Source organism: Paenibacillus polymyxa, from assembly GCF_001719045.1.
In the GTDB taxonomy this organism is placed as follows: Bacteria; Bacillota; Bacilli; order Paenibacillales; family Paenibacillaceae; genus Paenibacillus; species Paenibacillus polymyxa_B.
Genome location: NZ_CP015423.1, coordinates 1351688 through 1376243 on the forward strand (window position 1 = coordinate 1351688; position 24556 = coordinate 1376243).

General features: G+C 46.7%; 22 protein-coding genes. 5 read left to right on the forward strand and 17 right to left on the reverse strand.

Features of this window, described 5'->3' with window-relative positions:
• Positions 1 to 68: 68 nt before the first annotated feature.
• Genes AOU00_RS06050 through AOU00_RS06060 form a run of 3 tightly spaced genes read right to left on the reverse strand, consistent with a single transcriptional unit; the run spans position 69 to position 3899 of the window.
• Positions 69 to 1712 (reverse strand): UDP-glucose--hexose-1-phosphate uridylyltransferase, encoded by a 1644-nt coding sequence (locus tag AOU00_RS06050; RefSeq protein ID WP_069290181.1) that lies wholly within the window; start codon positions 1710 to 1712, stop codon positions 69 to 71.
• A 17-nt stretch (positions 1713 to 1729) separates the two neighbouring features.
• Positions 1730 to 2719, reverse strand: a complete 990-nt coding sequence (galE, locus tag AOU00_RS06055) for a UDP-glucose 4-epimerase GalE (protein ID WP_023989887.1) — start codon at positions 2717 to 2719, stop codon at positions 1730 to 1732.
• 1 nt (position 2720) lies between these two features.
• Positions 2721 to 3899: a galactokinase gene (locus AOU00_RS06060; RefSeq protein WP_069290182.1), complete on the reverse strand. Its 1179-nt coding sequence runs from the start codon at positions 3897 to 3899 to the stop codon at positions 2721 to 2723.
• Between the two features lie 220 nt (positions 3900 to 4119).
• On the opposite strand from AOU00_RS06060, the gene AOU00_RS06065 reads away from it, so the two are divergent.
• Complete coding sequence (locus AOU00_RS06065) at positions 4120 to 4986, forward strand: AraC family transcriptional regulator (RefSeq protein ID WP_069290183.1); 867 nt, start codon at positions 4120 to 4122, stop codon at positions 4984 to 4986.
• 126 nt (positions 4987 to 5112) lie between these two features.
• Here AOU00_RS06065 and mgrA read toward each other — a convergent pair whose 3' ends face one another.
• From mgrA to AOU00_RS06085, 4 genes are all read right to left on the reverse strand, one after another.
• A complete protein-coding gene (mgrA, locus tag AOU00_RS06070; protein ID WP_061829268.1) occupies positions 5113 to 6111 on the reverse strand; it encodes an L-glyceraldehyde 3-phosphate reductase in 999 nt (332 codons plus the stop codon).
• A gap of 84 nt (positions 6112 to 6195) precedes the next feature.
• Positions 6196 to 6936, reverse strand: a complete 741-nt coding sequence (locus AOU00_RS06075) for an NAD-dependent protein deacylase (RefSeq protein WP_061829269.1) — start codon at positions 6934 to 6936, stop codon at positions 6196 to 6198.
• A complete protein-coding gene (locus tag AOU00_RS06080) occupies positions 6933 to 7703 on the reverse strand; it encodes an HAD family hydrolase (protein ID WP_061829270.1) in 771 nt (256 codons plus the stop codon). The genes AOU00_RS06075 and AOU00_RS06080 overlap by 4 nt, the downstream gene beginning before the upstream one ends.
• 14 nt (positions 7704 to 7717) lie before the next feature.
• Positions 7718 to 8524: an alpha/beta fold hydrolase gene (locus tag AOU00_RS06085; protein WP_061829271.1), complete on the reverse strand. Its 807-nt coding sequence runs from the start codon at positions 8522 to 8524 to the stop codon at positions 7718 to 7720.
• Positions 8525 to 8838: 314 nt separating this feature from the next.
• On the opposite strand from AOU00_RS06085, the gene AOU00_RS06090 reads away from it, so the two are divergent.
• The 3 genes from AOU00_RS06090 (at position 8839) to ilvD (ending at position 12331) form a co-directional block, all read left to right on the forward strand.
• Positions 8839 to 9873, forward strand: coding sequence for an acyltransferase family protein (locus tag AOU00_RS06090; protein ID WP_061829272.1), 1035 nt, complete (start codon positions 8839 to 8841; stop codon positions 9871 to 9873).
• A gap of 176 nt (positions 9874 to 10049) precedes the next feature.
• The gene (locus AOU00_RS06095; RefSeq protein WP_023989894.1) at positions 10050 to 10298 is read left to right on the forward strand and encodes a KGG domain-containing protein; all 249 of its coding nucleotides are present in this window, start codon (positions 10050 to 10052) and stop codon (positions 10296 to 10298) included.
• 344 nt (positions 10299 to 10642) lie between these two features.
• Complete coding sequence (gene ilvD, locus AOU00_RS06100; RefSeq protein WP_023989895.1) at positions 10643 to 12331, forward strand: dihydroxy-acid dehydratase; 1689 nt, start codon at positions 10643 to 10645, stop codon at positions 12329 to 12331.
• An 82-nt stretch (positions 12332 to 12413) separates the two neighbouring features.
• Here ilvD and AOU00_RS06105 read toward each other — a convergent pair whose 3' ends face one another.
• A complete protein-coding gene (locus tag AOU00_RS06105) occupies positions 12414 to 13862 on the reverse strand; it encodes a polysaccharide deacetylase family protein (RefSeq protein ID WP_061829273.1) in 1449 nt (482 codons plus the stop codon).
• Between the two features lie 179 nt (positions 13863 to 14041).
• Here AOU00_RS06105 and AOU00_RS06110 point away from each other — a divergent pair, with 179 nt between their 5' ends.
• Positions 14042 to 15196: an AI-2E family transporter gene (locus AOU00_RS06110; RefSeq protein WP_069290184.1), complete on the forward strand. Its 1155-nt coding sequence runs from the start codon at positions 14042 to 14044 to the stop codon at positions 15194 to 15196.
• Here the strand turns inward: AOU00_RS06110 and AOU00_RS06115 are convergent.
• The 9 genes from AOU00_RS06115 to AOU00_RS06155 all read right to left on the reverse strand — a co-directional run bounded on the left by AOU00_RS06115 (position 15151) and on the right by AOU00_RS06155 (position 24475).
• A complete protein-coding gene (locus tag AOU00_RS06115) occupies positions 15151 to 16959 on the reverse strand; it encodes a peptidoglycan D,D-transpeptidase FtsI family protein (protein WP_069290185.1) in 1809 nt (602 codons plus the stop codon). The genes AOU00_RS06110 and AOU00_RS06115 overlap by 46 nt on opposite strands.
• A 310-nt stretch (positions 16960 to 17269) precedes the next feature.
• Entirely contained in the window at positions 17270 to 19519 is a 2250-nt protein-coding gene (locus tag AOU00_RS06120; RefSeq protein WP_061829276.1) for a methyl-accepting chemotaxis protein, read from the reverse strand.
• 224 nt (positions 19520 to 19743) lie between these two features.
• Positions 19744 to 21075 carry a peptidase U32 family protein gene (locus AOU00_RS06125; RefSeq protein WP_061829277.1) on the reverse strand — a complete coding sequence of 444 codons (1332 nt, stop codon included), beginning with the start codon at positions 21073 to 21075 and terminating at the stop codon, positions 19744 to 19746.
• A 37-nt stretch (positions 21076 to 21112) separates the two neighbouring features.
• A complete protein-coding gene (locus AOU00_RS06130) occupies positions 21113 to 22042 on the reverse strand; it encodes a peptidase U32 family protein (protein ID WP_069290186.1) in 930 nt (309 codons plus the stop codon).
• Positions 22043 to 22053: 11 nt separating this feature from the next.
• Positions 22054 to 23082, reverse strand: coding sequence for an endolytic transglycosylase MltG (mltG, locus tag AOU00_RS06135; protein ID WP_069290187.1), 1029 nt, complete (start codon positions 23080 to 23082; stop codon positions 22054 to 22056).
• Between the two features lie 94 nt (positions 23083 to 23176).
• The gene (locus AOU00_RS06140) at positions 23177 to 23482 is read right to left on the reverse strand and encodes a DUF1292 domain-containing protein (protein ID WP_013311522.1); all 306 of its coding nucleotides are present in this window, start codon (positions 23480 to 23482) and stop codon (positions 23177 to 23179) included.
• Positions 23479 to 23775 carry a DUF1292 domain-containing protein gene (locus AOU00_RS06145; protein ID WP_069290188.1) on the reverse strand — a complete coding sequence of 99 codons (297 nt, stop codon included), beginning with the start codon at positions 23773 to 23775 and terminating at the stop codon, positions 23479 to 23481. The genes AOU00_RS06140 and AOU00_RS06145 overlap by 4 nt, the downstream gene beginning before the upstream one ends.
• Positions 23776 to 23788: 13 nt before the next feature.
• Complete coding sequence (gene ruvX / locus AOU00_RS06150; RefSeq protein ID WP_061829280.1) at positions 23789 to 24205, reverse strand: Holliday junction resolvase RuvX; 417 nt, start codon at positions 24203 to 24205, stop codon at positions 23789 to 23791.
• Positions 24206 to 24214: 9 nt separating this feature from the next.
• Positions 24215 to 24475, reverse strand: coding sequence for an IreB family regulatory phosphoprotein (locus AOU00_RS06155; protein ID WP_007431624.1), 261 nt, complete (start codon positions 24473 to 24475; stop codon positions 24215 to 24217).
• Positions 24476 to 24556: the final 81 nt, after the last annotated feature.

Genomic DNA, 24556 nt, shown 5'->3' on the forward strand with positions numbered 1-24556 from the left:
GAGGAGCATGGTTCCATGTCATATCTTGGGAGGGTTCTCGTAGTGTATTATGTGCTGTGCCAGCGATTTTATTCTCCCAAAGTATATCCCAATTGTTTCATAAAACGACCAAACGCCTGCTGCCCCGACTCATTCCGTTTATACACTCCTGCATGCTCTAAAATTTCACTGAATTTCAGTCCAACTTCATTTTGTACGGTACGAACAGCCGTTTCCTTGTCAGGCAAACGACCGAACCGAGTGTTTAACTGATAAATCCAGTCTGCATGCTTAAACAGTGGATGTCCTTCCTGCTGCATAGCCACAGCCAGTTTGTCATCCCCACACAAAATATCTGCAATCCCATCCAGTTCATCCTTGAGCCGGCCCGGTAATATGGCAAGTCCCATGACTTCGATTAGACCGATATTTTCCTTCTTGATGTGATGCATATCGCGGTGAGGATGGAAAATACCTTCTGGATACTTTTCACTCGTTCGGTTGTTGCGCAGTACGAGATCCATCTGATACCTGCCTTCGGAATCTCGGCGCACAATCGGCGTCACAGTATTATGTGGAATCGTTTCCCCCTCCTGCTCTGTATGAGAGAGGACATCAGCTACAGGATCACTATAAGCTTTCCAGGCTTCAAAAGCAGCATTTCCCGCCTCCAACAGCGCCTCGGCATCTGTTGACGTAAAACGGATGACCGACATCGGCCAGTTTACGATCCCTGCTGTAACCTGCGGGAACGCTTCATTATGGTATACGCCGTCCACACCCGCTTTTTCAATTGGGAATGTATGACGACCACCCTGAAAATGATCATGGGTCAGGATCGATCCGCCGACAATCGGCAGATCCGCATTGGAGCCAATAAAATAATGCGGAAACGCTTTCGTAAAGGCCAGCAAGCGCCGCAGTGTATCCTTCGTAAGCTTCATCGGTACATGATCATGATGGAACACGATGCAATGCTCGTTATAATACACATAGGGTGAGTATTGAAAAAACCACGGCTCCCCATTCAATTCCACCGGAATGATACGCAGATTTTGACGGGACGGATGATTTACTCTTCCTGCATATCCGACGTTTTCACGGCATAATTGACACTTGGGATAAACAGGCGGCGGCAAAAGCTTCGCCATCGCAATTTCCTTAGGACTTTTTTCTGGCTTGGACAAATTAATCGTGATTTCCATATCTCCGTAAGATGTCGACTGATTCCAGTACACATTGCTGGCAACCCGATCCATTCGGATGTAGTTCGAATCGATGGATAATTGATAAAAAGCATCTGTCGCCGCCTCTATGCCACGTTCAGCCTCCGTTTGATGAAAGTCACGGATGACTTCAGACGGTCTCGCCATCAGTAGTCCCATGATTTTGGAATCAAGCAAATCGCGATACGTATCTGTGTTTTCAGGGATAAGTCCTATGGCAAAACCATAATCTATCAATATATTAAGCACAGGCTGGAGAGCTTCGGGGGCCATAACGCCCCCTGCTTCCCCACCTGAATAAGGCTCCGAAAACCCAAACTGCTCCAACAGCAGATTACGGCTGTAATCTGTATCTTGCGGACCGATCAAGCCCTTGTTTTGTGCGAATGCAACCAGTTGTTCCACCGCATATAGAGCCGATTGCTGCACAGTTTCGTCGATGTCATGGGCCAGATGCCGGGAATGTTCCCGGCCTGGGCCTTTATCTGTGGATTGGCGCTCGCTCATATGTCATCGTCTCCCGTCTATTCGTCGCCGTAGCCGTGAGGGTGCGACTGATGCCATCCCCATGCTCCGCTAATAATATCCTCCAATTGGGTACGTGCTGGACTCCAGCCCAACACCGAACGAGCCTTGTCAGAAGATGCAACCAATATCGCTGGATCGCCTGCGCGGCGTGGCTCTGTAACAACTGGAATGTCGAGTCCAGTGACCTTGCGTGCCGTCTCAATAACTTCTTTCACAGAGAAGCCCTGTCCATTGCCCAAGTTGAATACGTTGCTGTCATTGCCTTCGCGCAAGTAATTTACTGCACGCACATGAGCATCCGCCAGGTCACTCACGTGAATGTAATCCCGAACACACGTGCCGTCAGGTGTCGCATAATCCTCACCAAACACAGCGATGTGTGGACGTTGCTTCAAGGCTGTCTGGAGCACTAACGGGATCAGATGGCTTTCTGGTCGGTGATCTTCACCGATCTTGCCGCTCTCATGCGCACCAGCCGCATTAAAATACCGTAAAGAAACATATTTGATGCCTAAAACTTTATCAAACCACGACATCATGCGCTCCATCATCAGCTTTGTTTCACCATACACGTTGGTAGGCTCTGTACGGTCTCCCTCTTCAATCGGCACCTTTTCCGGTTCGCCGTAGGTAGCCGCAGTAGAGGAAAACACGATTCGGCGCACTCCAGCATCCTTCATCGCCTCCAGCAAGCTCAGCGTGCCAAATACATTGTTGTCGTAATATTTACCAGGATTTTGCATGCTTTCTCCAACCAGCGAATTGGCTGCAAAATGGATAACTGCATCGATACTATTTTCAGAGAACAGTTTGGACAGTAGTTCTTTATCCCTCAAATCCCCTTCATACAACTTGCCTCCAAGCAATGCTGCTTTGTGCCCGGTTTGCAAATTGTCCAGCACCACAACTTCTTCTCCCAGATCCAACAGTTCTGCTACGGTATGTGAACCGATATATCCAGCTCCACCTGTGACTAAAATGGCCATGTTATTCGTCCTCCTTCAGTTCTTTTACTCCGTCTCCTGCCTTGCATACATAAAAGCTGGCTTCCAGCCCTGTGCGGGTCTGATAAGCTTCGCCGACTTCCTTCACAAAACGTTCCACATCGTCCTCATGAACCAATGAAACCGTACAACCTCCAAATCCGGCTCCTGTCATACGAGCACCCAGCGTGCCAGGAATGCGTCGTGCTTCTTCAACCATGACGTCCAGCTCCGTGCAGCTGACCTCATACAAATCGCGCAATGAATCATGAGAAGCATTCATTAACTGACCAAAAGCTGCAAGTTCATTCGCTGCGAGAGCATCGACAGAGGCCAACACACGAGCGTTTTCCTCCACCACATGCTGTGCCCGCCGACGCACTGTTTGGTCCGCGATGTGATGCTGAAGCTCTCCGAAACGTGCCTCATCCAGCTGAGCGAGGTATTCCAGTGATGGCTCCTGCTGCTGTAAAATGGACAGTGCTTCGGCACACTGGCTACGACGCTCGTTATAGGCTGAGTCCACCAAACCGCGACGCTTGTTTGTATTGCCGATCACGAGCTTATAAGCCCCCGTGCGGAATGGCACTTTACGGTACTCCAACGTATCGCACATCAGCAGAATTGCATGATCAGCTGCTCCGTTCGCTACAGCGAACTGGTCCATAATACCGCAATTGACACCAACGTAATTGTTTTCTGCCCGCTGGGACAACAAAGCGATTTCGACCGTATCTGTTTCCTGTTTTTCGATCGTGAGGAACGCGTATCCTGTAACAACCTCAATGGAGGCTGAGGAGGATAATCCAGCACCATTCGGTATTTCTCCATGATAGAGCAGGTCATATCCGTTAGACGGATGAACTCCCTTTTCAGCCAACTCCACCAGCACACCCACCGGATAGTCCACCCACTCATCCGTTTTGTTTTTACCTATTTCTCCACGGGGGATAGACACTTCATACGACAGGTTTGTCGAAGCAAAATGAATTTCATCATCATTGCGCGCACGAAGGATTAGCGTCGTTCCGAATTCCAGCGCAGCCGGGAGTACATAACCACCGTTATAGTCGATATGCTCTCCAATCAGATTGACACGTCCAGGTGCATGAAATATCCGCAGTTCATTGCTGCTTTCACCATATTTTTCAATAAAATGTTTCTTTAATTCAGTAGAGTTCATATCCGCATCCACCTCATATACCGTTAGTAAAGGTCTCCCTGATTTCCCTGTAACATCTTAATCAGGTTGACATCTCTTATGATTTCAGTATAAATGAAAGCGTCACACAATGTAATGCATCCATGTGTTTAAGCTATGGATAAATGTGACTTGGATATGTACAATGTAAGTATACCGCATCCGCTAAACCATTCACAAATGCAGGAAGGATGACCCTATTTTGCAAGCGCATTCATATAGTTATGCCGTCGCCTCTAATCCGGTGTTTTATGAAAATAGCCCGCTGCATGTGCTTTTTGCAGGAGAGAGCCAAACCAAATCCGGTCATGCCGTGGGGCCGAAAATCTATGATTACTATCTGCTACACTTTGTAGAATCGGGCAGAGGTATCTTCCGAACGGAACAGCACACATATCAGCTTGAAGAAAACGATTTTTTCCTTATTCATCCCGGTCAGCTGGTGAGCTATACCTCTGATGAAGAGGAACCGTGGCGTTATCGTTGGTCTGCGTTTACCGGGCACCATACTGAGCAGGTGGTGCAGGAGGCCGGGCTACGTGTTCACCAGCCTGTCTTTCATGCTTCCGATCAAAGTCCCATTCCCGGTTATTTGGAGCAAATGCAATTGGCCTTTTATAGCAGAAAATCTAGTTCTCATCTATCAGCCTTGGGGTATTTGTATCTGATTATGGGGGAAGCAGGCAATTACCTGAGTGACTGGACTGATCCGTCCGGGGCGGATTCGCAAATTCAACGTACAGTCAAGCAGATGGTTCAATATATGTCCACTCAGTACGCACACCCCGTTTCCATTGAGCAAATGTCTGAAGGACTTGGTTATAATCGTGCGTATTTGTCACGGATATTTAAAAAGGAAACGGGGATCTCCCCCGTTACCTATCTGCTTAAGCTAAGAATCGACAAATCACGTCAACTGCTGCGTGAGCGTCCGGAACTATCGGTAGAGCAAGTGGCCGCTTCGGTCGGACTAACCGATGCCTTATATTTCTCACGTCAATTCAAACGCTTCTGTGGTCAGTCTCCAACCGAGTACCGAAGCAAGGTTAAGCAGTATCCACAGTCGTAAAACAGACTTAAACAGCCCGCATCCTTCAAACGGATACGGGCTGTTAATTTATATTGTATAAGAGAACACGAAATTAGGCCGATGACTACAAATTAACTTTCACCATTAGGCTGTGCCGCCGTCCTGTCAGTTCCCGGCATTCAGAATCGAATCAATCCGATCCAATTCCTCCTGAGAAAAGTCCAGATTGGATAAGGTAGCAACATTTTCTTCAATTTGGCTTACACGGCTTGCCCCAATCAAGACAGAGGTCAGACGTTCGCCGCGCAGAGCCCAGGCCAGCGAAAATTGAGCCAAACTTTGTCCGCGTGCAGCAGCCATCTGATTCAGGGCGCGTACCTTGCGAAGTGTCTCTGGCGTCACATGGTTCTCATTCAGGAAAACCGAAGTACTCGCTGCACGTGAATCCTCGGGAATTCCGTTCAAATATTTATTGGTCAGCAATCCCTGCGCCAGCGGGCAAAAGGCAATGCTGCCTACCCCGTTTTCGTCCAGTACATCTTGTAATCCGTTTTCAATCCAGCGGTCGAGCAAGGAGTATTTCGGCTGATGAATCAGAAGCGGTGTTCCCAGCTCCTTCAGAATGCGAGCTGCTTCTGCTGTTTGCTCCGCACTATAATTGGACACACCCACATACAGCGCTTTGCCGGATCGTACGATATGATCCAGTGCTCCCATCGTTTCTTCCAGCGGCGTATCAGGATCAAATCGGTGAGAGTAGAATATGTCGACATAGTCCAGCCCCATCCGCTTCAGGCTCTGATCCAGACTAGATATCATATACTTGCGAGATCCCCAGTCACCATAAGGCCCTGCCCACATATTGTAGCCCGCTTTGGTGGAGATGACCAACTCATCCCGGTACGGTTTCATATCACTGGCTAATACTTGTCCAAAAAATTCCTCAGCTGATCCCGCAGGAGGGCCATAGTTATTAGCTAAATCAAAATGCGTAATTCCCAGATCAAAGGAGCGAGTAATCATGCTACGGCCATTCTCCGCGTTGTTAATCCCGCCAAAATTGTGCCACAAGCCCAGCGAAATAGCGGGCAGTTTTAGACCTGATCTCCCTGTACGGTTATATTTCATAGTTTCATAACGATCTTCGCCAGCTAAATAAACCATGCTATCCCACCCTCTCTCGAAACATTGTAATGTCCATCACAACATCATCATAGCGCTTTTATCCAGGCGTTGACAAGAAAACGATTACAGACCTAATTGATGAGCAAGTTTTTCCATAACTTTACCGATTGGATCGGTGATCAAAAGATCCGCCTTATGATCATACGAGGTGGGATCTGTATTCAGCAGCACCGTATGTTTACCACGAAAATAAGTAATCAAGCCCGCAGCAGGATGTACTGTCAGCGACGTTCCTCCAATTAACAGCAGATCAGCCTGCGAAATAGCCTGAACGGATTGAATAATGGTATCCTGATTCAGCTCCTCCTCATATAAAACGACATCCGGTTTGATAATTCCTCCATCTATTGGACATTTAGGTACAACCTCAGAGCTGTTCATCACTTCATCTAGGCTGTAAAAGCGTCCGCATTCCATACATTGGTTCCGATGCACCGAGCCGTGAAGTTCCAATACATTCACACTGCCGGCAGCCTGATGTAAGCCGTCAATATTTTGGGTCACAACCGCTTTTAGACGGCCTTGCTTTTCCAATGACGCGAGGAAATGATGACAACCGTTCGGCTCCGCATCGGGATGCAGCATTTTGCTGCGATAGAAGTCAAAGAACACTTCAGGATGCTTCACAAAAAATGAACGGCTCAGCATAACCTCAGGCGAATAAGGCAATTTCTCCTCACTTTGATACAGGCCAGCTGCCGAACGAAAATCCGGAATACCACTTTCCGTCGATGTGCCTGCACCGCCGAAAAAAACAATATTCTGCGATTGCTGTATCCATTCCGCCAACGTATTAACTTTCATACCCTACGCACCTCCAGTTCTTCATATCCACGAACAACCTTATCGGCATCCAGCAAATGACCAGAACGTTCTGCTTCTGGCGCAAATCCAATAGCGAGCCGCACTCCGGCACGTTTGCCCATCTGCATGTCCCCATTGCTGTCTCCGATGACTACCACGTCCGCCGGCGACAAGCCTAGTAATGCGCAGGCTTTTTCAGCCATTTCCGGGTCAGGCTTACCATATGTAACCCTATCATGTCCGATAATCTCATCAAAATAGGATGTCAGCCCCATCCACTCCAAATGCTCCTGTGCAGCCTCTGTACTGTCAGAGGTCACAACCGCTAGCTTCAGCCCGGCATGGCGGCTTTGCTCCAGCAATGTCCGCAACCCTGGAAACACCTTCGCTGCCCGATGTCGCCGAATATCAGCCATGGCCGTTTTATTAAAGTCGCGGACAAGCCGGACCGCTTCATTCCACGGTACACCAGTATTATAAAGCTGCCAAGCCAGTACCCCCGTACTTTCGTCCACCGTCCCCATGGCCAGCGGGCCAGAAGGGTCGTAACCGATCACACGTCCCTCCTGATCGTGAACAGTACCTAGAACGGTACCTTTTTCCACCGTAAAACCGGCACCTGCCACGGTAAGATGCTGCTCCATCATATCCAGTATAGAACGAGCCCAGGGGCCCCACAACTGAATAAAATCCAGCAACGTTCCATCTTTATCTAATAAAATACCACGGCATGGGTACCGCTCCCCCTGCACGATCAGCTCAGACATGCAGCACACCTCCTTTACTGATTCTTAGCAGCCACATCCACACTCTCTTTCATCCAGTCCTGTAAAGCCGTTACCGTCTGATTCCATTGCTCGGCAGCGCTAATTTTTGCAGGATTATCCCCTTTTTGGACACCATAACTGCCGAATTGGGCATGATTCCCCCCTTCAACTGTAAAATACAGCGTGTTGGCTGGTAAATAAGTTCTTCCACTTTGAACATTTTCCATCTGGACGACTCCATCATCACTTCCCAGTAGAGAAATAACGGGCAGATTTTTATCCTTTAAATTACCCTTGTTATCCGGGTAGGAGGCGAGGAAAAATACACCTTTGACCTGATCAGGATGTGCAGCTGCATATCGGGCCGCCATCACACCGCCTAACGAATGGCCTCCAATAACAAACGCTTCTTTCGGATATGCCTTTAGCACTTCATTCGCTAAATCCGGGGAGATCAAAGCAAGGTTCAGTGGCATTTTTGCAATGATCACATGATGACCCTTTTCCGCCAGACGGCGTGCCAAGGGCGCATAACTTTCGGGCTTCACCAACGCCCCTGGATACAAAATGACACCAGTTCCGCTTCTTTTTACAGGCTCAAAACCAACCCAATGTTCTTGTTCATTTACTTTCACAGCATCCGCTACTTCGGCTAATGCAGCAGCAGCCGTCTCATCAGGCTGATAAGGCGTAAATACCTTCCATGCCCCCCACCCTGCGATCAGTACAATGACAATCAGGATGCCTAAGAGAATTTTCCATATTTTCCGAGGACCACGTGTCCCATATGAATTGTATGATCTTCTTGTTCTTCTTCTCATTGTAAAAGTTCCTTTCGCCTTTTGTACCTCGAAATTCGTAATTTGAATATAAAATGTGTCGCTGTATTCATCAGCATAACTATAGCCTTGTTAGGGTAACATCGTTGTACATACAGGGTCAAATCAGCATACATTTCCAGGTATTAGCCCATCTTTGTCCCGTGTTCAAGCTTTCGCCACATAATAAGGACATGGTAGCGCTTACTGTTGTGAAAAAAATCACAATGATAAAGTCCAGAGTATCGTACCTTGTTCCTTGTAAAGAATTATTTTTTAAATAGTTTAGTCGGCAGAAGCCGTTCGGAGGGAAACACATGACGACAAGCCATGATGTACAAGGGGAAAGCTTCTTTCTCAATCTGCGATTTCTGTTGATCATATGCGTATTTGCAGGAAATGCTCTGGAGCCTCTAGTCGGTTCACTTCATATTGCCCAACAATGGTTCAGCTGGATATTCATGTTCCATATGCCGTTGTTTGTACTCGTTACAGGCTACTTTGCCAAATCATCTTTGACCGGACCCGCAGGCCAAAAAGTTCTGCTTCAGATCGGTATGCAATATCTTATTTTTCAATCTCTTTATTCGATCTTGGATGTTGCACTCTTCCACGTTCCCCATATCCATCATTCGTTCTTTGCTCCTTATCTGCTCCTCTGGTTCCTTGCCAGCCATATCTGTTGGAGACTGCTGATGCTGACTTTTCAGAAAATACCACCTGTCCTCCAATTGGGTATATCCGTGCTGCTGGGTATCCTTGTCGGGTATCTCCCTGTGGATGGTATATGGCTGAGCGTATGCAGAACCTTTGTTTATTTACCTTACTTTGTAGCAGGTTATCATTTGAATTATGCGGACGTTCGACGGTTCTTCACAACACCAGTCCGCATAATCGCTGGCATTGTATCTCTTCTGCTTATGATACTGGCGGGAACGTCGTATTTCGGCATCCCGGCAGGCTGGCTGTATGGTAATATGACTTACGGTGAATTGGGCCATACCGAATGGTACGCAGGAATTTACCGCATCGGCATTTATGGAGTTCAATGGATAGCATCGATGGCGTTTCTAAGCTTTGTTCCGGCCGTGACAGGACGTATAACTGAGATGGGAAGACGGACACTATATGTCTTTTTACTCCATGGCTTGATCGTCCGTACCGTCGTTGCAAAGGGAGTCTACGAATATATAGATACTCCAGTGGAAGTCATGTTGATTGTAGTATGTGCTGCAGGTCTGTGCTGTATGTTGACCATGCCTTGGGTTCGAACTGCAACAAGACCTCTGATTGAGCCACAGGTAGAGTGGATGCTAAAGCCAGCTCCTTATCCTTTTAGACGGTCCGCGTAATCTTTTTATCCCTTTTTTATTTAACATTGAACACGCGACAACCCACTCACAGACGAACATGTAAGCGAGTCTACCCTCTCTCTACTCCACTTGGAGCCTGTTTCATACAGGCGTGATGTGGTAAGTAAAGGATGCGCGCAACAAAAAACAACTTTTTTATTAAGGAGTGATTTGTAATGGCACGTAATCAAAATCAGGGGAAAATGAGTCGCGAAGAAGCAGGTCGTATGGGTGGAGAAGCTACTTCCAAGAAGCACAATAAGGAATTTTATCAGGAGATTGGTAAAAAAGGCGGGGAAGCAACCGCAAACTCTCATGATAAAGAATTTTATCAGGAAATCGGCAAAAAGGGCGGCGATGCTACAGCTGAGTCGCATGACAAAAATTTCTACAGAGACATCGGTCGTAAAGGCGGCAGAAATTAAGGTGTATTGTCCTCTTCCGCCCTCCTTTAACATAAAACAAGCCTGAGCCCATCCGCTTTATTGAGGAATGGGCTCTTTCATATTTTACCTGATACGCAAACCTATCAGTATATATATTTCTAATAGAATCACATTCTAACCTCTTCTAAATGCAATATATAGACAAATAAAACTGGTCATATCTATATATTGTTGATTACAGAACACTTCTTGTACTTTTTCAAAATCTTCATATATGTAGAAAAAAGCTCACATCTATGATAGACTCTTTAGAAAACATCTGCGCTATCACGGCGTCCATTGAACGCCATACTATTTTTATACTTTGGGGGGAAACCAGCATCATGACAGCTAAGACGAAAATGCGTTCCGATATGATTAAAAAAGGCTTTGACCGCGCTCCTCACCGCAGCTTGCTGCGTGCAGCGGGTGTCAAGGAAGAAGATTTTGACAAACCGTTTATTGCGGTATGCAACTCGTATATTGATATCGTACCGGGCCACGTCCATTTACAGGAATTTGGCAAAATTGTCAAGCAAGCCATTCGTGAGGCAGGCGGTGTACCATTTGAGTTTAACACCATCGGTGTAGATGACGGCATTGCCATGGGGCACATCGGTATGCGTTATTCTCTGCCGAGCCGTGAAATCATAGCTGACTCTCTGGAAACTGTCGTTTCCGCTCACTGGTTTGACGGCATGGTTTGTATTCCTAACTGTGATAAAATTACCCCTGGCATGATGATGGGCGCATTGCGCGTTAACATTCCAACTATTTTCGTCAGCGGCGGTCCTATGAAAGCTGGTAAAGACAAGAACGGACGCTCTATTTCCCTGACCTCCGTCTTTGAAGGCGTAGGTGCATATCAGGCTGGTAAAATCGACGATCAAAGCTTGCTTGAATTAGAACAATATGGCTGTCCGACATGTGGCTCCTGTTCAGGGATGTTCACAGCGAATTCCATGAACTGTCTTGCAGAAGCGATGGGTCTGGCTATGCCGGGTAACGGCACCATTCTCGCTGTAGCAGAAGAACGTAAAGAATTCGTTAAACAATCTGCACGCCAATTAATGGAATTGATTAAGCTGGATCTTAAACCACGTGATATCGTGACTAAAGAAGCTATTGATAATGCATTTGCACTGGATATGGCAATGGGCGGTTCCACGAATACCGTATTGCATACATTGGCACTTGCCCATGAAGCAGAAGTTGACTACCCTATCGAACGTATTAATGAAGTCGCAAACCGCGTACCTCATTTGTCCAAATTGGCACCTGCTTCCGACTATCATATCGAGGATGTTCATAATGCAGGCGGCGTAAGCGCAGTGCTAAATGAATTGTTGAAGAAACCGGGCGCACTGCATGGTGACTGTATTACTGTAACCGGAAAAACCATTCGTGAAAACGTAGAGGGTCAGGAAATTCTGGACACTAACGTTATCCATAAACTGGACAACCCGTATTCCGAACGTGGCGGTCTGGCTGTATTATTCGGTAATCTGGCACCGCAAGGCTCCATCATTAAAGTCGGTGCAGTTGATCCTTCGGTTGGTGGTTATCACAAAGGTCCTGCTATCTGCTTTGATTCACAGGAAGATGCACTGGCAGGTATCGCCAACGGTAAAATTAATGAAGGACACGTTGTTGTTATCCGTTATGAAGGTCCAAAGGGCGGACCTGGTATGCCTGAAATGCTCGCTCCAACTTCACAAATCGTGGGCATGGGGCTTGGTGCCAAGGTGGGTCTGATTACAGACGGACGCTTCTCAGGTGCTTCCCGTGGTATCTCCATCGGTCATATTTCCCCCGAAGCCGCAGAAGGCGGACCTATCGCTTTTGTTGAGGACGGCGATATCATTGAGCTGGACTTGAACAATCGTAAGATTGAGCTCCACATTACGGACGAAGAATTCGAACGTCGTCGCGCCAACTGGAAAGGCTTTGAGCCGAAGGTGAAAACGGGTTACCTGGCACGTTATTCCAAGCTGGTGACGAACGCAAGTAACGGCGGAATTATGAAAATCTAAATGCTTTGCCAAGATATGCTTTATGAACGGCTAAAAAGCCTCCCGACCCCTAACAAAGGATCGAGAGGCTTTTTTTATTAGGTCAATTGCTTGATCCTGTATCCGCTGCTTGTGAAGCCCTGACTGATGTCTGAACAGGATTAGCCTCTTCGGTCACTTCACAGTTGAGTGTATGGACAACATCCCTCTGATCAGTTTGCTCAAGAGCTTCGTCTGAGCAGTGTGAGTCTCCCTGATGAAAACGGTCAAACAAGGTATCCATTGGCATCACAATCAGTTTCGGTACCATTACATCTTTTTTTTCACTCAATTGCTCTGAACCCGAAGGATGAATAACACGAAATAACAGCTTTAGATATACAGTGGACACATGCTTGAACAGTCCTTTGGGAAGCTCCCGAACTTGAAATCCCAACTTCTCTGGTCCCCGATGAATCATACTTACTGCATAGATCGCCTTTACACCCTTCATTTCAGAATCATGTACAATGCGTTGGGCCAGATCAGGAAGTTGTTTTTTCACAATCCGAATCAATTGAATAGCTAGATGTACCATCGACTTTGCCGTCGACCCCAATTGAAATAACTTTTTATTATCAAAATGAAGCTCGATTACCGGGTCCCCTTTTTCTAGCCACCTGCTGTTCTCCATATTTACATTTGGCCCATGATAGATACGGCGACGATAATAAAAGATCGTATCCTCCTGACTTACGGGACGAAGACGAAACAAAACATGGAATAGCCGCTCATACTGGAGCCATCCACATACCAGCGTTCTTTTTGACCAGCTCGTACTGAACATCTCGGAGGCAGTAGGTTGATTGACAGACTGACGGCAAAACAATGTATCCACCCGTACGCTGCGCAATTGTCGTTCTTGGGCGACCCTCAGCAGCTTCTCCAGTGCGATTAGCATATTCTGGGGCGCTTCCGCGTCTGCCCCCAATGTCGTACCACAGTCATGGAGCAGCATCACCTCGCCCCCCCTCAGCTTTTTTAGCATTCTCTCCGCCAATTGTTTCGCTCCAATGCTTGCCTTCCAATCTCCGAACATGGAGGACCATAATACGATTCGACGACCATGGGTGTTGGAAATATCAAAAAAGTTCACTATCCCCCAAGGTGGGCGATAAAAGGTCGTTCCCTCGCCAGTTACTCGACGAATGACTGACTCTGTCTGGGCAATTTGTCTTCTGACCGTAACAGGCCGCATAAGCCAATTCGATTTGTGCACATAATTATGAATACCGATTAGATGACCTTCATCATGCATGCGTTTCAGAAGTTCAGGGTATTTTTCTGCATTCATCCCAACAACAAAAAAAGTAGCCTTGGCATCAAAACGCTTCAGTAAATCAAGCAGCTGTGATGTATACACTGGATCAGGACCATCATCAAAGGTGAGTGCATATTCTTGCTCACTTTTGCCGCGCCTGAACACCCGGAAACCAAATATACGACTAACCAGCGCCGGAATAAAAGCATAAAAAGTTGAAATGTAAAACATCCATAACAGCAGAGTCTGCACGTTTTATCCCCACTTTTCTATTCTGAACTCCCCAAGCAGGCTTCCTGAGGAAAACTCACTTACTTATATGTTATCACAATGACGTAAACATGCCGAGATTTCGCTATTGCATATGGTCAGCATTGAGGTCCAATTTAGTGTACAATAAATAAAAATCTAAAAGGAGTCGTTGTATACATATGCTTCCATTGTACAAAAAATATTGGCGTACCGTTTTTGATATCGGTCTGATCGTATTAACCGTGTATTTAATTATGTTCGTATCCAGCAAACTCTATCAACTTGCCGCACCTGTGTTCCTTTCGTTTGTCGTGTTCTGGTGCATTGAACCTGCCGCTCGTTATTTTCATCGCAAGGGAATGAAGAAGCCCTTCGCGTCTGCGCTCTCCGTATTGCTGTTTATCATCCTTTTACTTGCTATTTTTTTCGGATTGGGCCTGATTCTGGTTACGCAATTTACGAAAGTCGCGCAAAACCTCCCACATTATACGCAGATTATCCAAACGGAATTCACGCGGTATCTTCATCTTTCTCAAGATAAAATTGCTGCTTTACCTCCGGGTGTTACCGAACGTGTAAATGATTATTTTGCGACTGCCACCACCATTGCTACGAAATGGGCACAGCTAGGATTATCCTTTTTCATACAGTTCCTCAGTTCTTTCACTGTTTTTATGGGCAACTTTGCCATTGCGATCATTTTAGCGTTCTTTTTAAGTATGGAAATTAATCTTTGGAAGGGCATTGCTCGTAGTAAAACACCCAAGACACTAAAAACGGCTTACCTTTTTCTGAAAAATCACGTACTAAAAGCCATCTCCGCCTTTCTCAAAGCTCAAGCTCTATTGGTAGGGATTACCTTTGTTCTCGTATTTATAGGTTTACTCATTTTGCAAGTGGATAATGCCCTATCGTTGGCGCTCGTGGCAGCTTTGTTTGATATCCTGCCCTTGTTGGGTGTGCCTGTTATTTTTATTCCGTGGGCCGTGTATTTGTTCATCACAGGCAATACTGGCCTGGCTGTAGGGTTGCTTATTGTCATGGCTGTCACGGTTATCGTCCGCCAGCTGGCAGAGCCTAAAATTACTGGTAACTCCATCGGTGTTTCATCTGCCTATCTGATGCTTTCCTTTGCCATTATATCGTTATCCATCTTCGGATTGGCCGGATTAATCCTGTCCCCAATTCTGATCATTTTGCTCAAGGAATTGTGGCAGCAAGGTTATCTGCAACAATGGATTCGGTTTCCGACAGAGGAATTTGATGAGCCTCCTTTTATCGTCAAAATTCAGGAGGAAGATCGTGTAGCTACTCGTGGAACTGAGGAAGATTGAGCTAGTAGATCCATTACTTGACCGAACAGTGCTGTAGCTTGATTTGTAGAATGTGTTGAAGCATTTTGCACAAGGACGGCGACCGCATAACGAGGCCGCTCTATCGGACCATACCCTATAAACCACTGGTGATTGATAGGGTGACCGTTCTTCAAAGCTTGGGCGGTACCTGATTTGCCGGCCAGATTCCATGATTTATTACGCAAGGAGGCACCCGTCCCCTGTGTCACAACCTTTTCCATTGCTTCACGAAGCATGCGAGCCGTCGATGTCTGAATCGAGCGACTACCCTCGGATGAAGGTACAGCATGAGTAGGTAGTTCCAGTAAGGTGCTACCGTCTGCGTAGCTAATGCGTTTTACAATGCGTGGTGCACGTACTTGACCATCGTGCAGCAAGGTGACGATGAGATTAGCAGCTTGGAGAGGCGTTACCAGCACATCGCGCTGACCGATAGCTGTCTGTACACGTACGCCCGGATCAGACGCGTTTGTATGGGAGCCGAATACGGCTCCCTTTTCTTCGTGATCCAGTGGTCTGAATTGAGGTAGCCCCGCAAGATTCCGCTCCTGCCAGCCCACAGTTCGGCCCAATCCCAATGCAGAGGCTGTGGCCTGAATTTGCTCAGGATTAAGCCGTTCACCGAGATGAGCGAACACACTATTACAGGATACGCCAAGCCCTTCCTCCAGGTTCAGGGTACCGTGTCCTTCTTTTTTCCAGCAAGCCAAACCGTACTTGCCATAAGTTCCATGACAATGGAATTGTTCCTGCGGTTGGACAACACCTGATTCAAGTGCAGCAGCAGCCGTAACCAACTTAAAAATAGAACCAGGCGTTATCGCCTTGAGGGCACGATTAGACCAGTCTGTTTTTTGCTGGGGATCAACATGACCGGGATTATAAAAAGGACGAGACACCATCGCCAGTACATCCGCGTTGCCTGCATCAAGCACTACCACCGCCCCTTCTGCCAAATGACTAGATTCCGTCAGCTTTTCAATCTGTTCCTGTATAGGTAGATCAATTGTAGTCTGTACCTGTAATGGATAGTGACCATTGGATGGAGCACTGACACGCAGCGGTACATGAGTCAATGGACGACGCTGCGCATCTACAAATCGGGAGACGAACGTTTCACCGACGCCGCTCAGCAGCGGCTCCAACGTTCTTTCCAGCCCGGCTGCCCCCATCGGCAGTTCACTCGCTCGGTCGGCACGTTCATACAGAAAGCCAAGCCATTGCCTGCCATTGGGCAAATCCCTGTAACGTTTCGCATAAGGTACAAGCTCAATAAGCGAGGGGGCTAGCTTCAGCAGCTTGCCTGCTTCATGCGGATTGATTTGTACGGGCTCTCCGCCCCCATCACGCCATATGAGCGGGGATTGCAGTCCTTTCCAGCGTGTCAGTAGTTGATTCTTGTTCGTACGCAGTAGCTTAGCCAGTTCTTCGCCATGTATAGCCGCTTTGCCATCTACATCGGGAAAAAGCAATGGCGCCCATACGACTCCGCCAGTCAAGGGTTGCCCATGCCGGTCCGTAAACTGTCCACGTCCAGAGTCGATAGAAATGCCCTCCTGTCGCTGACGTGCTGACATTTCCTTAAGCGAATGCCCTCCATAAACAGACATATGAATGCCCGCTGTCCCCTGAATCCAAGCCAGTCGGAATAATAAAATCAGCAGTAGCGCCATCACCCCCAAGGCCATATATGCAATTCGACGTTTTCGAATGAAACTGCTACCACGCCTCGGCACACCCATCCTTCTTTCATCATTTTTCCAGTAGTATGTCCTGTAGTTGAAAAAGAAAACCCACTCAACTTTTAACGTGAATGGGTTTCCGAATTTATTTGTATCTTGTGATGTCTGCTTCTGGACTCCAATCTAAAATCTCGTCTAATGAATAAAAAACCGTAATAAAAATAGTAATGGCCAGCACAACCCAAGCTACCTTTGTGTTTGTATTCATCTTTTGCTTTCCTTCTTGAGGGATTTTTAAGCACATCCACTAATAAAAAGTACAAAACCACGGTGATCAGTGACAATCCTGATTCCCATGGTTTTGTTATATCTACACCGTAAACCGCGAAAGCTGTTCCTTCAAATTCACCGATACTCCTTCCAGCTTATCCGACAAACCTACCAGTTGATTACCAATATTGGCCTGCTCAGTGCTGAGCGAAGCGACTTCCTGCGAAGTAGCCGAGGATTGCTCGGCCACCGCACTTACATTGGTCATTGCCTCGGACAAAGTGGTCTGGGATTCACTCAGATGATGAATGGAGGCAGTGACCGTTCCCAATCGTAGCGCGAACTCTCCCATTTGCTGCTGCACCGATTGGAAAATGTCCGTTGTTTCCTGCACGGCTCCCATCTGTTCCCGGAACAGCGGGTACACCTCAGATAATGCCTGTACCGTTTCATTCATTTCATTGACGATGTTGTTAGTAATGCCTGTAGCCGTACGAATAGCTTGACGTGATTGTTCAGCCAACTGCCGAACTTCATTAGCTACCACCATAAAACCACGCCCCGCCGTCCCCGCTCGTGCCGCTTCAATCGTCGCATTCAGTGATAGAATATTCGTTTGTTTCGCAATATCCTGTAGTACGTCCAGCACCTTAAATACATCCGAAGTTGTCTGCTTCAGTTCATCTACTTTGCCCACCAGAGCATGTGTAGTTTCTTCCGTAACCCGAGTCTTGCCCAATAGATTTTTCAGCTGAATGGTCCCTTTTTCACTGGATTGTTCAACTTCTTGTGCGACCAGACTCATTTCATAATTGGAAGCCATCACCGTATCCATTTGCTGAGATATATTCCCGGTTAGTCCGCTGCCACGTTCAGCCTCTGTTGCCAAACTGGCGGCGCCGTGAGCAATCTCTTCCGTTGCTGCTGCAATTTCTTTGGCTGAAATGGCTGTCTTCTTCGAGGCATCGCCTAGTTCAATCGCTGTATTCAGAACTTCCTGAGCTGAGGCATTCGTCTGTTGTACCAGCAATGTAATTTGCTCCATCATCATATCAAAGCTTTCTGACAACTGCCCAATTTCATCCTGAGCCTTATAGTTCGTTCGGATTTGCAAGTTGCCTTTGGCGCCTTCGACCATTAAATCCTTCAGATGTGTCAATGGACGAGCCACGAGGCGCACGATCCACAGGCCAATGAACAATGCAATGAGTGCAGCCACTGCAGCAAATATCCAGGTTGTGGTTAGAATCCCCTTAGCGTCTCTCACCAGCTCAGATACAGGTACTACACCCACGAGAATCCACTTGGAAGTTCCCAGCGTATTATGAACCGCAAGCACACTTTGCTTTTTGCCGTCTGCTTCCTGCTCCATAATTTGATTTCCTTCGATTCCTTCAAGCTTGGAAACGTAATCCAGCTTTGTCTTCCCTCCTGTCAAGCTCTCATTGTTAGAGCCTACAAACTCACCCTTGTCTGTCACAAGGCTAATCATACTGCCTGAGCCCAAATTAATACCTTTTAACTCGTCCTCCACCGCACTGGACTTTAAATCCATAACCAGAACATAAGTCCCTCCCAACCCGGACATGCTGTTCATGGAGCGTGCCAGACGAAAGGTCTTGCTACCATTGTCATTCACCTGCGTAGGTAGCCAAACCATTCCCTTGTTTTTCAAAATATCCTTAAACCACGCTTCCTGCCGTACATCCTTTTGTGTTCCGGTGCCCATAGCAGCTAAATTGGTTTCTTCCGGGTACAAGTACATTGAATCAATCGCTTTATTCGTAAAAGCAAGATTCGTTAGCTTCTTATTCACTTCGCCCATAGCAACAAAAGATGCAAAGGGATTTTTATCTTGCTTTACAGCCTTTTGCAACTGATCACTTAATTCAGTATCGAAAAATACCTGTGTCGATGTATCTTGAAAGCGCTCTAGAATAATATCAAGCTTTTCTGAAGTTTGCTGAACGGTCTGCTGATAAGCCGTAGCTGCATTTTGCTCAATCGTACTTTTAGCCTTGTAGTATGAGAGCATCCCCAAGCTGACCACAAATAACATAATTGCCGCAAAAAAGATCAGAAACAACTTCATTCCAACCGAACGTATCGGATTATAGTTTTTGACCAAATGCATGAAATCTTTACTGTACCTTTCCGGCTTAAGTAAACGCTTTAAATTGTGTGTACCTTTACGAGTCGCTTTAGCTACCCAGGGGGCAACCTTCGAAGACACCGCACCCGTTTGTTCCCCTTTTTCCATGGTCACTTTACTGCCTTTCAAACCCTGCATTTGATCCGTTTTCTTGGGTTGCCTTTTTACTGTATTCCCCTCTTTTTTCCGTAAACCCATTCCTCTCACCTGCCACCATATAATTAGTTTCTAATTCCACGTCATCCATTATGTATCTATTATCTATATAACTTCTATCGGAACTATTCGACAAGGAATGTAGCTTTCCTTTGAGTATCAACTAAATTTAGTGAAACTTTTTTCCTAGAAAACTATTCAAAAAAAAGCCTCTCCAACCGATAGGAGAGGCTTTTGAATCTTTTCGTCTGTGACTTAAGGCTTATTTACTTCTTTTTACGCATCATATCAAAATACGATACGGGTTGATCTACCTTCATTCTAATTCGTTGAAGCGGGTGACGAGCAGCATCCAATTCGTTGCCTTCCTCATCCCAGATCGTTCCGACCGTTTGTTTAAAAAATGTTCCGTTCGGGCCGAAAAATTCAATTTCATGACCGGGTTTAAAATGGTTCCGTTGTTGAATAGTTGCGATGCCACTCTCGGCATCGTAGTCCATGACCAGTCCAGCAAAATCATAAGGGACTGCTTTTTCTTCCGGCTCATAAATATGATCCTCATGATCCGGTGTATCGTAGAAAAATCCTGTATTCAGCGGGCGATTGGCTGCCTTGTTAATTTCTTCAATCCATTCTGGTTTGAGCACATAATTTTCAGGATCAGCCATATAGGAATCAATCGCTTGACGATAGACATTCACGACCGTAGCCACATAGTGGATAGACTTCATACGTCCCTCTACTTTAAAACTGTCTACACCTACATCAATCAGATCAGGGACATTTTCAATCATACACAGATCCTTGGAACCCATAGAAAAAGCATTATCGCTCTCTTCAAACAGTGGAAGCTGGTTAACACCGAGTTGGAACTGTTTCAGTGCATTGCTGTCCTGTGCCTCTTCCTCAGATATCCAAACCTCACCTGGGCGGGCATCCTCAAATAAATCGTATTTCCAGCGGCAAGACTGACAACATCCCCCACGATTGGAATCACGGTCTGTAAAGTGATTGGACAACACACAGCGACCAGAAAATGAAGAGCACATTGCACCATGGACGAATGCTTCGATTTCGATGTCCACATGCTTTTTAATTTCTTCGATTTCCTCTAGACTGGTCTCACGACCCAGTACCACACGCGGTAGTCCCTCGTTTTTCCAAAACTTTACCGCTTGCCAGTTCAGCGTGGACTGCTGTGTGCTCAAATGCACTTCCAATCCAGGAACAGCACGCAATGCCACGGATACAATAGCCGGGTCAGCGACAATAACGGCATGAATTCCTGCCTCGTACAGATTGCGCAAGTATTCCTCGATTCCGGCAATATCTTCATTGTGGGCATAGATATTGGTGGCCACAAGCACCTTAGCACCGTACTTGTTGGCAAATTCTACACCTTCGCGCATTTCTTCAAAACTGAAATTATCGGCGTTCGAACGCAGACCATATTTTTGTCCACCAATATATACAGCATCCGCGCCATAGTGAACGGCAAACTTCAGCTTTTCCAGATTTCCGGCAGGAGCCAACAGCTCCGGCTTATCCAGACGATTCCGTTTACCTATATATTTCCTCGTTTTGGTTATCGTCCCCATGACGTTCCCCCCTCTGTGAATTCAATTCATTTTAAAATTAATAAACCTGCTCTTTATAGAAAAATCCGAAGGAAAGTTCCCGTTCTGGATCTTGAAGACGGCGAACTTCATCCAGCCAGCTTTCATCATAAGCATAAGCATCCGGGTCAGCTGTATAAGTATCTATTGCTTTACGATAAGCACGAACAACCGCCTCATTGTAAGCCGTAGGTTTCAATAAGCCCTCGATCTTAAAGCTATGCACGCCCGCCTCCATTAGAATATGCAGGTCCTCCATGATGCAAAAATCATCTGAACTCATAATATGTGTCCCATTAATATCCTCGTAGATGGGGAACTTTTCTTCCTTCCGCTCTGCTTCAATCAGAAACAAGCCGCGCCCTCTGCCCAAATCGCCTTCTACATTACGTCCCTGATGCAGCATATAACTTTGAACAAGCTTACGCTTGGAGTGATAAATATTGGTCATACCATGTACCTGAACCTGTGCTTCTATGTTCAACTTTGGTATCATTTCGGTAATTTCATCCATACTGAGCTCACGAGCCAAAATGACCCGAGAAGCCCCTTTTTCACCCCAATAGTTGGCGGTTGCGAAGTTGGTGGAGATCATCTCACCGTTCCAGAACAGTTTAAGATGCGGAGCATACTCCTTCACGGCCATGAGCACTGCGGGATCATTAAACTCAATGGCATCAATGCCGCATCCAGCTAGGGCCTGCACATATTCGGGAAGGAGCGGCAATAGCTCGTTCGTCATCAAATTCGTCATGGATACATATACCTGTGCCGTATGCTTGCGTGCCTCTTCCACCACTTCACGGATTTGGTCAGGGGTAAAATGTCCCGGCAGCCGCATTCCAAAGCGGTCATCTCCAATAAGTAATGCAGTAGCTCCAGCCTCCAGCATATGGCGGGCATCCTCCGGAGAGCTGGCAGTTGCCAGTAGTTCGGGTTTGTAAGCCATAGGCTCACCTCCTAATTTGTCTTACGGTTACTTACCTGAATGTTATGCAAATGTTCTTTATACGTTTTGGCAAACAAATGTTCATGTGTCCCATCTTTTTTGGTCACATAGAATAAATAATCTGTAGCTTTTGGCTGTAAAGCCGCTATCACTGAGTTTAGACTGGGACTTGCAATCGGCCCTGGCGGAAGTCCCAGATGCAAATACGTATTATAAGGGCTTTTCACAGCCAAATCCTTGTAATACAGCCGTTCTTTTTGCTTGTCCAGCATATATTGAACCGTAGCATCAATTTCCAGCTTCTTCCCCTGTTTGAGCCGGTTATAAATGACGCCAGCTACTACAGATCGCTCATCTTCCACAACCACTTCGCGCTCTACGAGAGAAGCAACTGTCAGCAGTTGATGCAGCGTTTTATCCCTCTGTTTCAGCTTGGCATCCAAATCGGAAACAGTCTCCAGCCGCTTTTGTGTCTGTTCTAGCATCACCTGTATAATATCTTTGGCCGTACTGCCCTTTTTCAGCTCATAGGTTTCCGGAAAAAGATAGCCCTCCAGCGCATAGCGAAGCCCCGCCTGCTTTGGAATGTCCCGCACTAGCGCGACGTCAAAAGCGGACGGATCGTTGGCCAGCTGCAAAAATTGCTGCCGATCTGCCAATCCTTCCTTTTGCAGCTTATCAGCCATCTGTCTAATCGTAAAACCTTCCGGGATTGTAAACCGAATCATTTCCTCTTTGACAACATCTCCGGCCGATAACTTAGTAATCAACTGATCAAAGGTTGCGCCAGGCTGCGCTTCATATTTTCCGGCCTGAAATGCGCTTCCTTGCTGTTTGAATTTCACATAAGCCTTAAACACGAACGCATTACGTATAAGTCCCTTCTGCTCCAGCGTATCTGCAATTGCCGATGTTCCTGTTCCCTGCACCACCGTAAAAGCAACGGGTTGTGCTTGGGGCTGAACAGGCTGCATGGCATTCCAAATATAGAGGGTTGCCCCTCCTGCTATAATGATAAGCAGTAGAAACAACGTAAACATCCTCGTCCTTCGCTTCACATCCACCCAACTCCTTCACAGCCAAAAAGGGCGGACTGGTCCGCCCTTTCAGGTTTGATCTCATCGCTATCCAGACTTACAGTTCTTCCGGCAACGTACATTCATCGTACAGTTCGGAAATATCTTCCCACTCATCATCATCTTCAATGGTGGTGATGGAGATTTCGCCGTCTGTGGATGAGCTTACATGGTATAGTTCATGTTCGCCAACAGCAGCCCCAGGTCTACGCAATACAGCGTACCGTTGTTCACCTACCTTGAACTCTGCTTCCAATTCCATGCGAATTGCATGGCCCTGTTCATCCTGTAACTCTACATCGCCGTCGAACGTTTCCTTCAAATCAGAGGTCCAACTCAGGTCTTCACGTGAATAGCTCGTCATTTCCCGTCTTCCTCTTCCTCTACAAATGTATTAAAGGTCTCTTCGACGATTTCCCATTCGGCATCGTCTTGGATCACAAACAATTTAATATCATCGCCTTCTTCCTCATAACGGAAGGCGTACACATCGGACTCATCAGCTTCAGGGTCCACTGGCGCAACCATCATGTACTTCGCTTCGGAACCATCTACCTCAAACTTCATAATGACCTCGAACTCTTCCTCGTTGCCCTCGTCATCGGCAATATAAATAATTTCCGGCTCTTCTTCCATACCCACTTGATTTTCAGCCATTACGAAATCCCCCTCACCTTGTACTGTGTGCGTCCAAATAGTTTTGCAAGATCAGGCTTGCGGCCAGTTTATCTACCACCTGCTTGCGTTTTTTTCGGCTGACGTCGGCCTCCAGAAGCGCACGCTCCGCCGAACGCGTCGTCAGCCGTTCATCCCAAAGGTGAACGGGTAAACCCAGTAACTCCTTGAGTCGGTTCGCAAACTCGATGCAAATCTCACCGCGTGGACCCACGGTTCCGTTCATGTTTTTCGGCAAGCCTACAACAACCTCGCCGACCTCATTGTCACGAACCAAATTTGCAATTTTACCGAACTCGCTGTCGTCACCGCGTCGTTCTATGACTTCCAATCCTTGGGCGGTCCAGCCGAAGGCATCACTTACGGCGACCCCAATTCGGCGATCCCCGTAATCCAATCCCATTACTTTCATGCCTGTCTCCTAACGGTGCTTGGCGAGATAGAAACGAACCAATTCTTCAATCAACTCATCGCGCTCTTTTTTACGTACCAGGCTTCTGGCATTATTATGCCGTGGCACATAAGCCGGATCACCGGATAGCAAATAGCCGACGATTTGATTGATCGGATTGTATTCTTTTTCCACCAGCGCATCATATACGGTCAACAAAATCTCCTGAGCAGAAGCTTCCTTCTCATCTGCCTTGACATTAAATTTGACCGTTTTGTCCATGGAATCCATTGTTGACACCTCGCTTCCACAAAACATGTGTACATGTTTATGCCAGCTTATTCTTTTACATCATACCATAAGCAAAGCCCT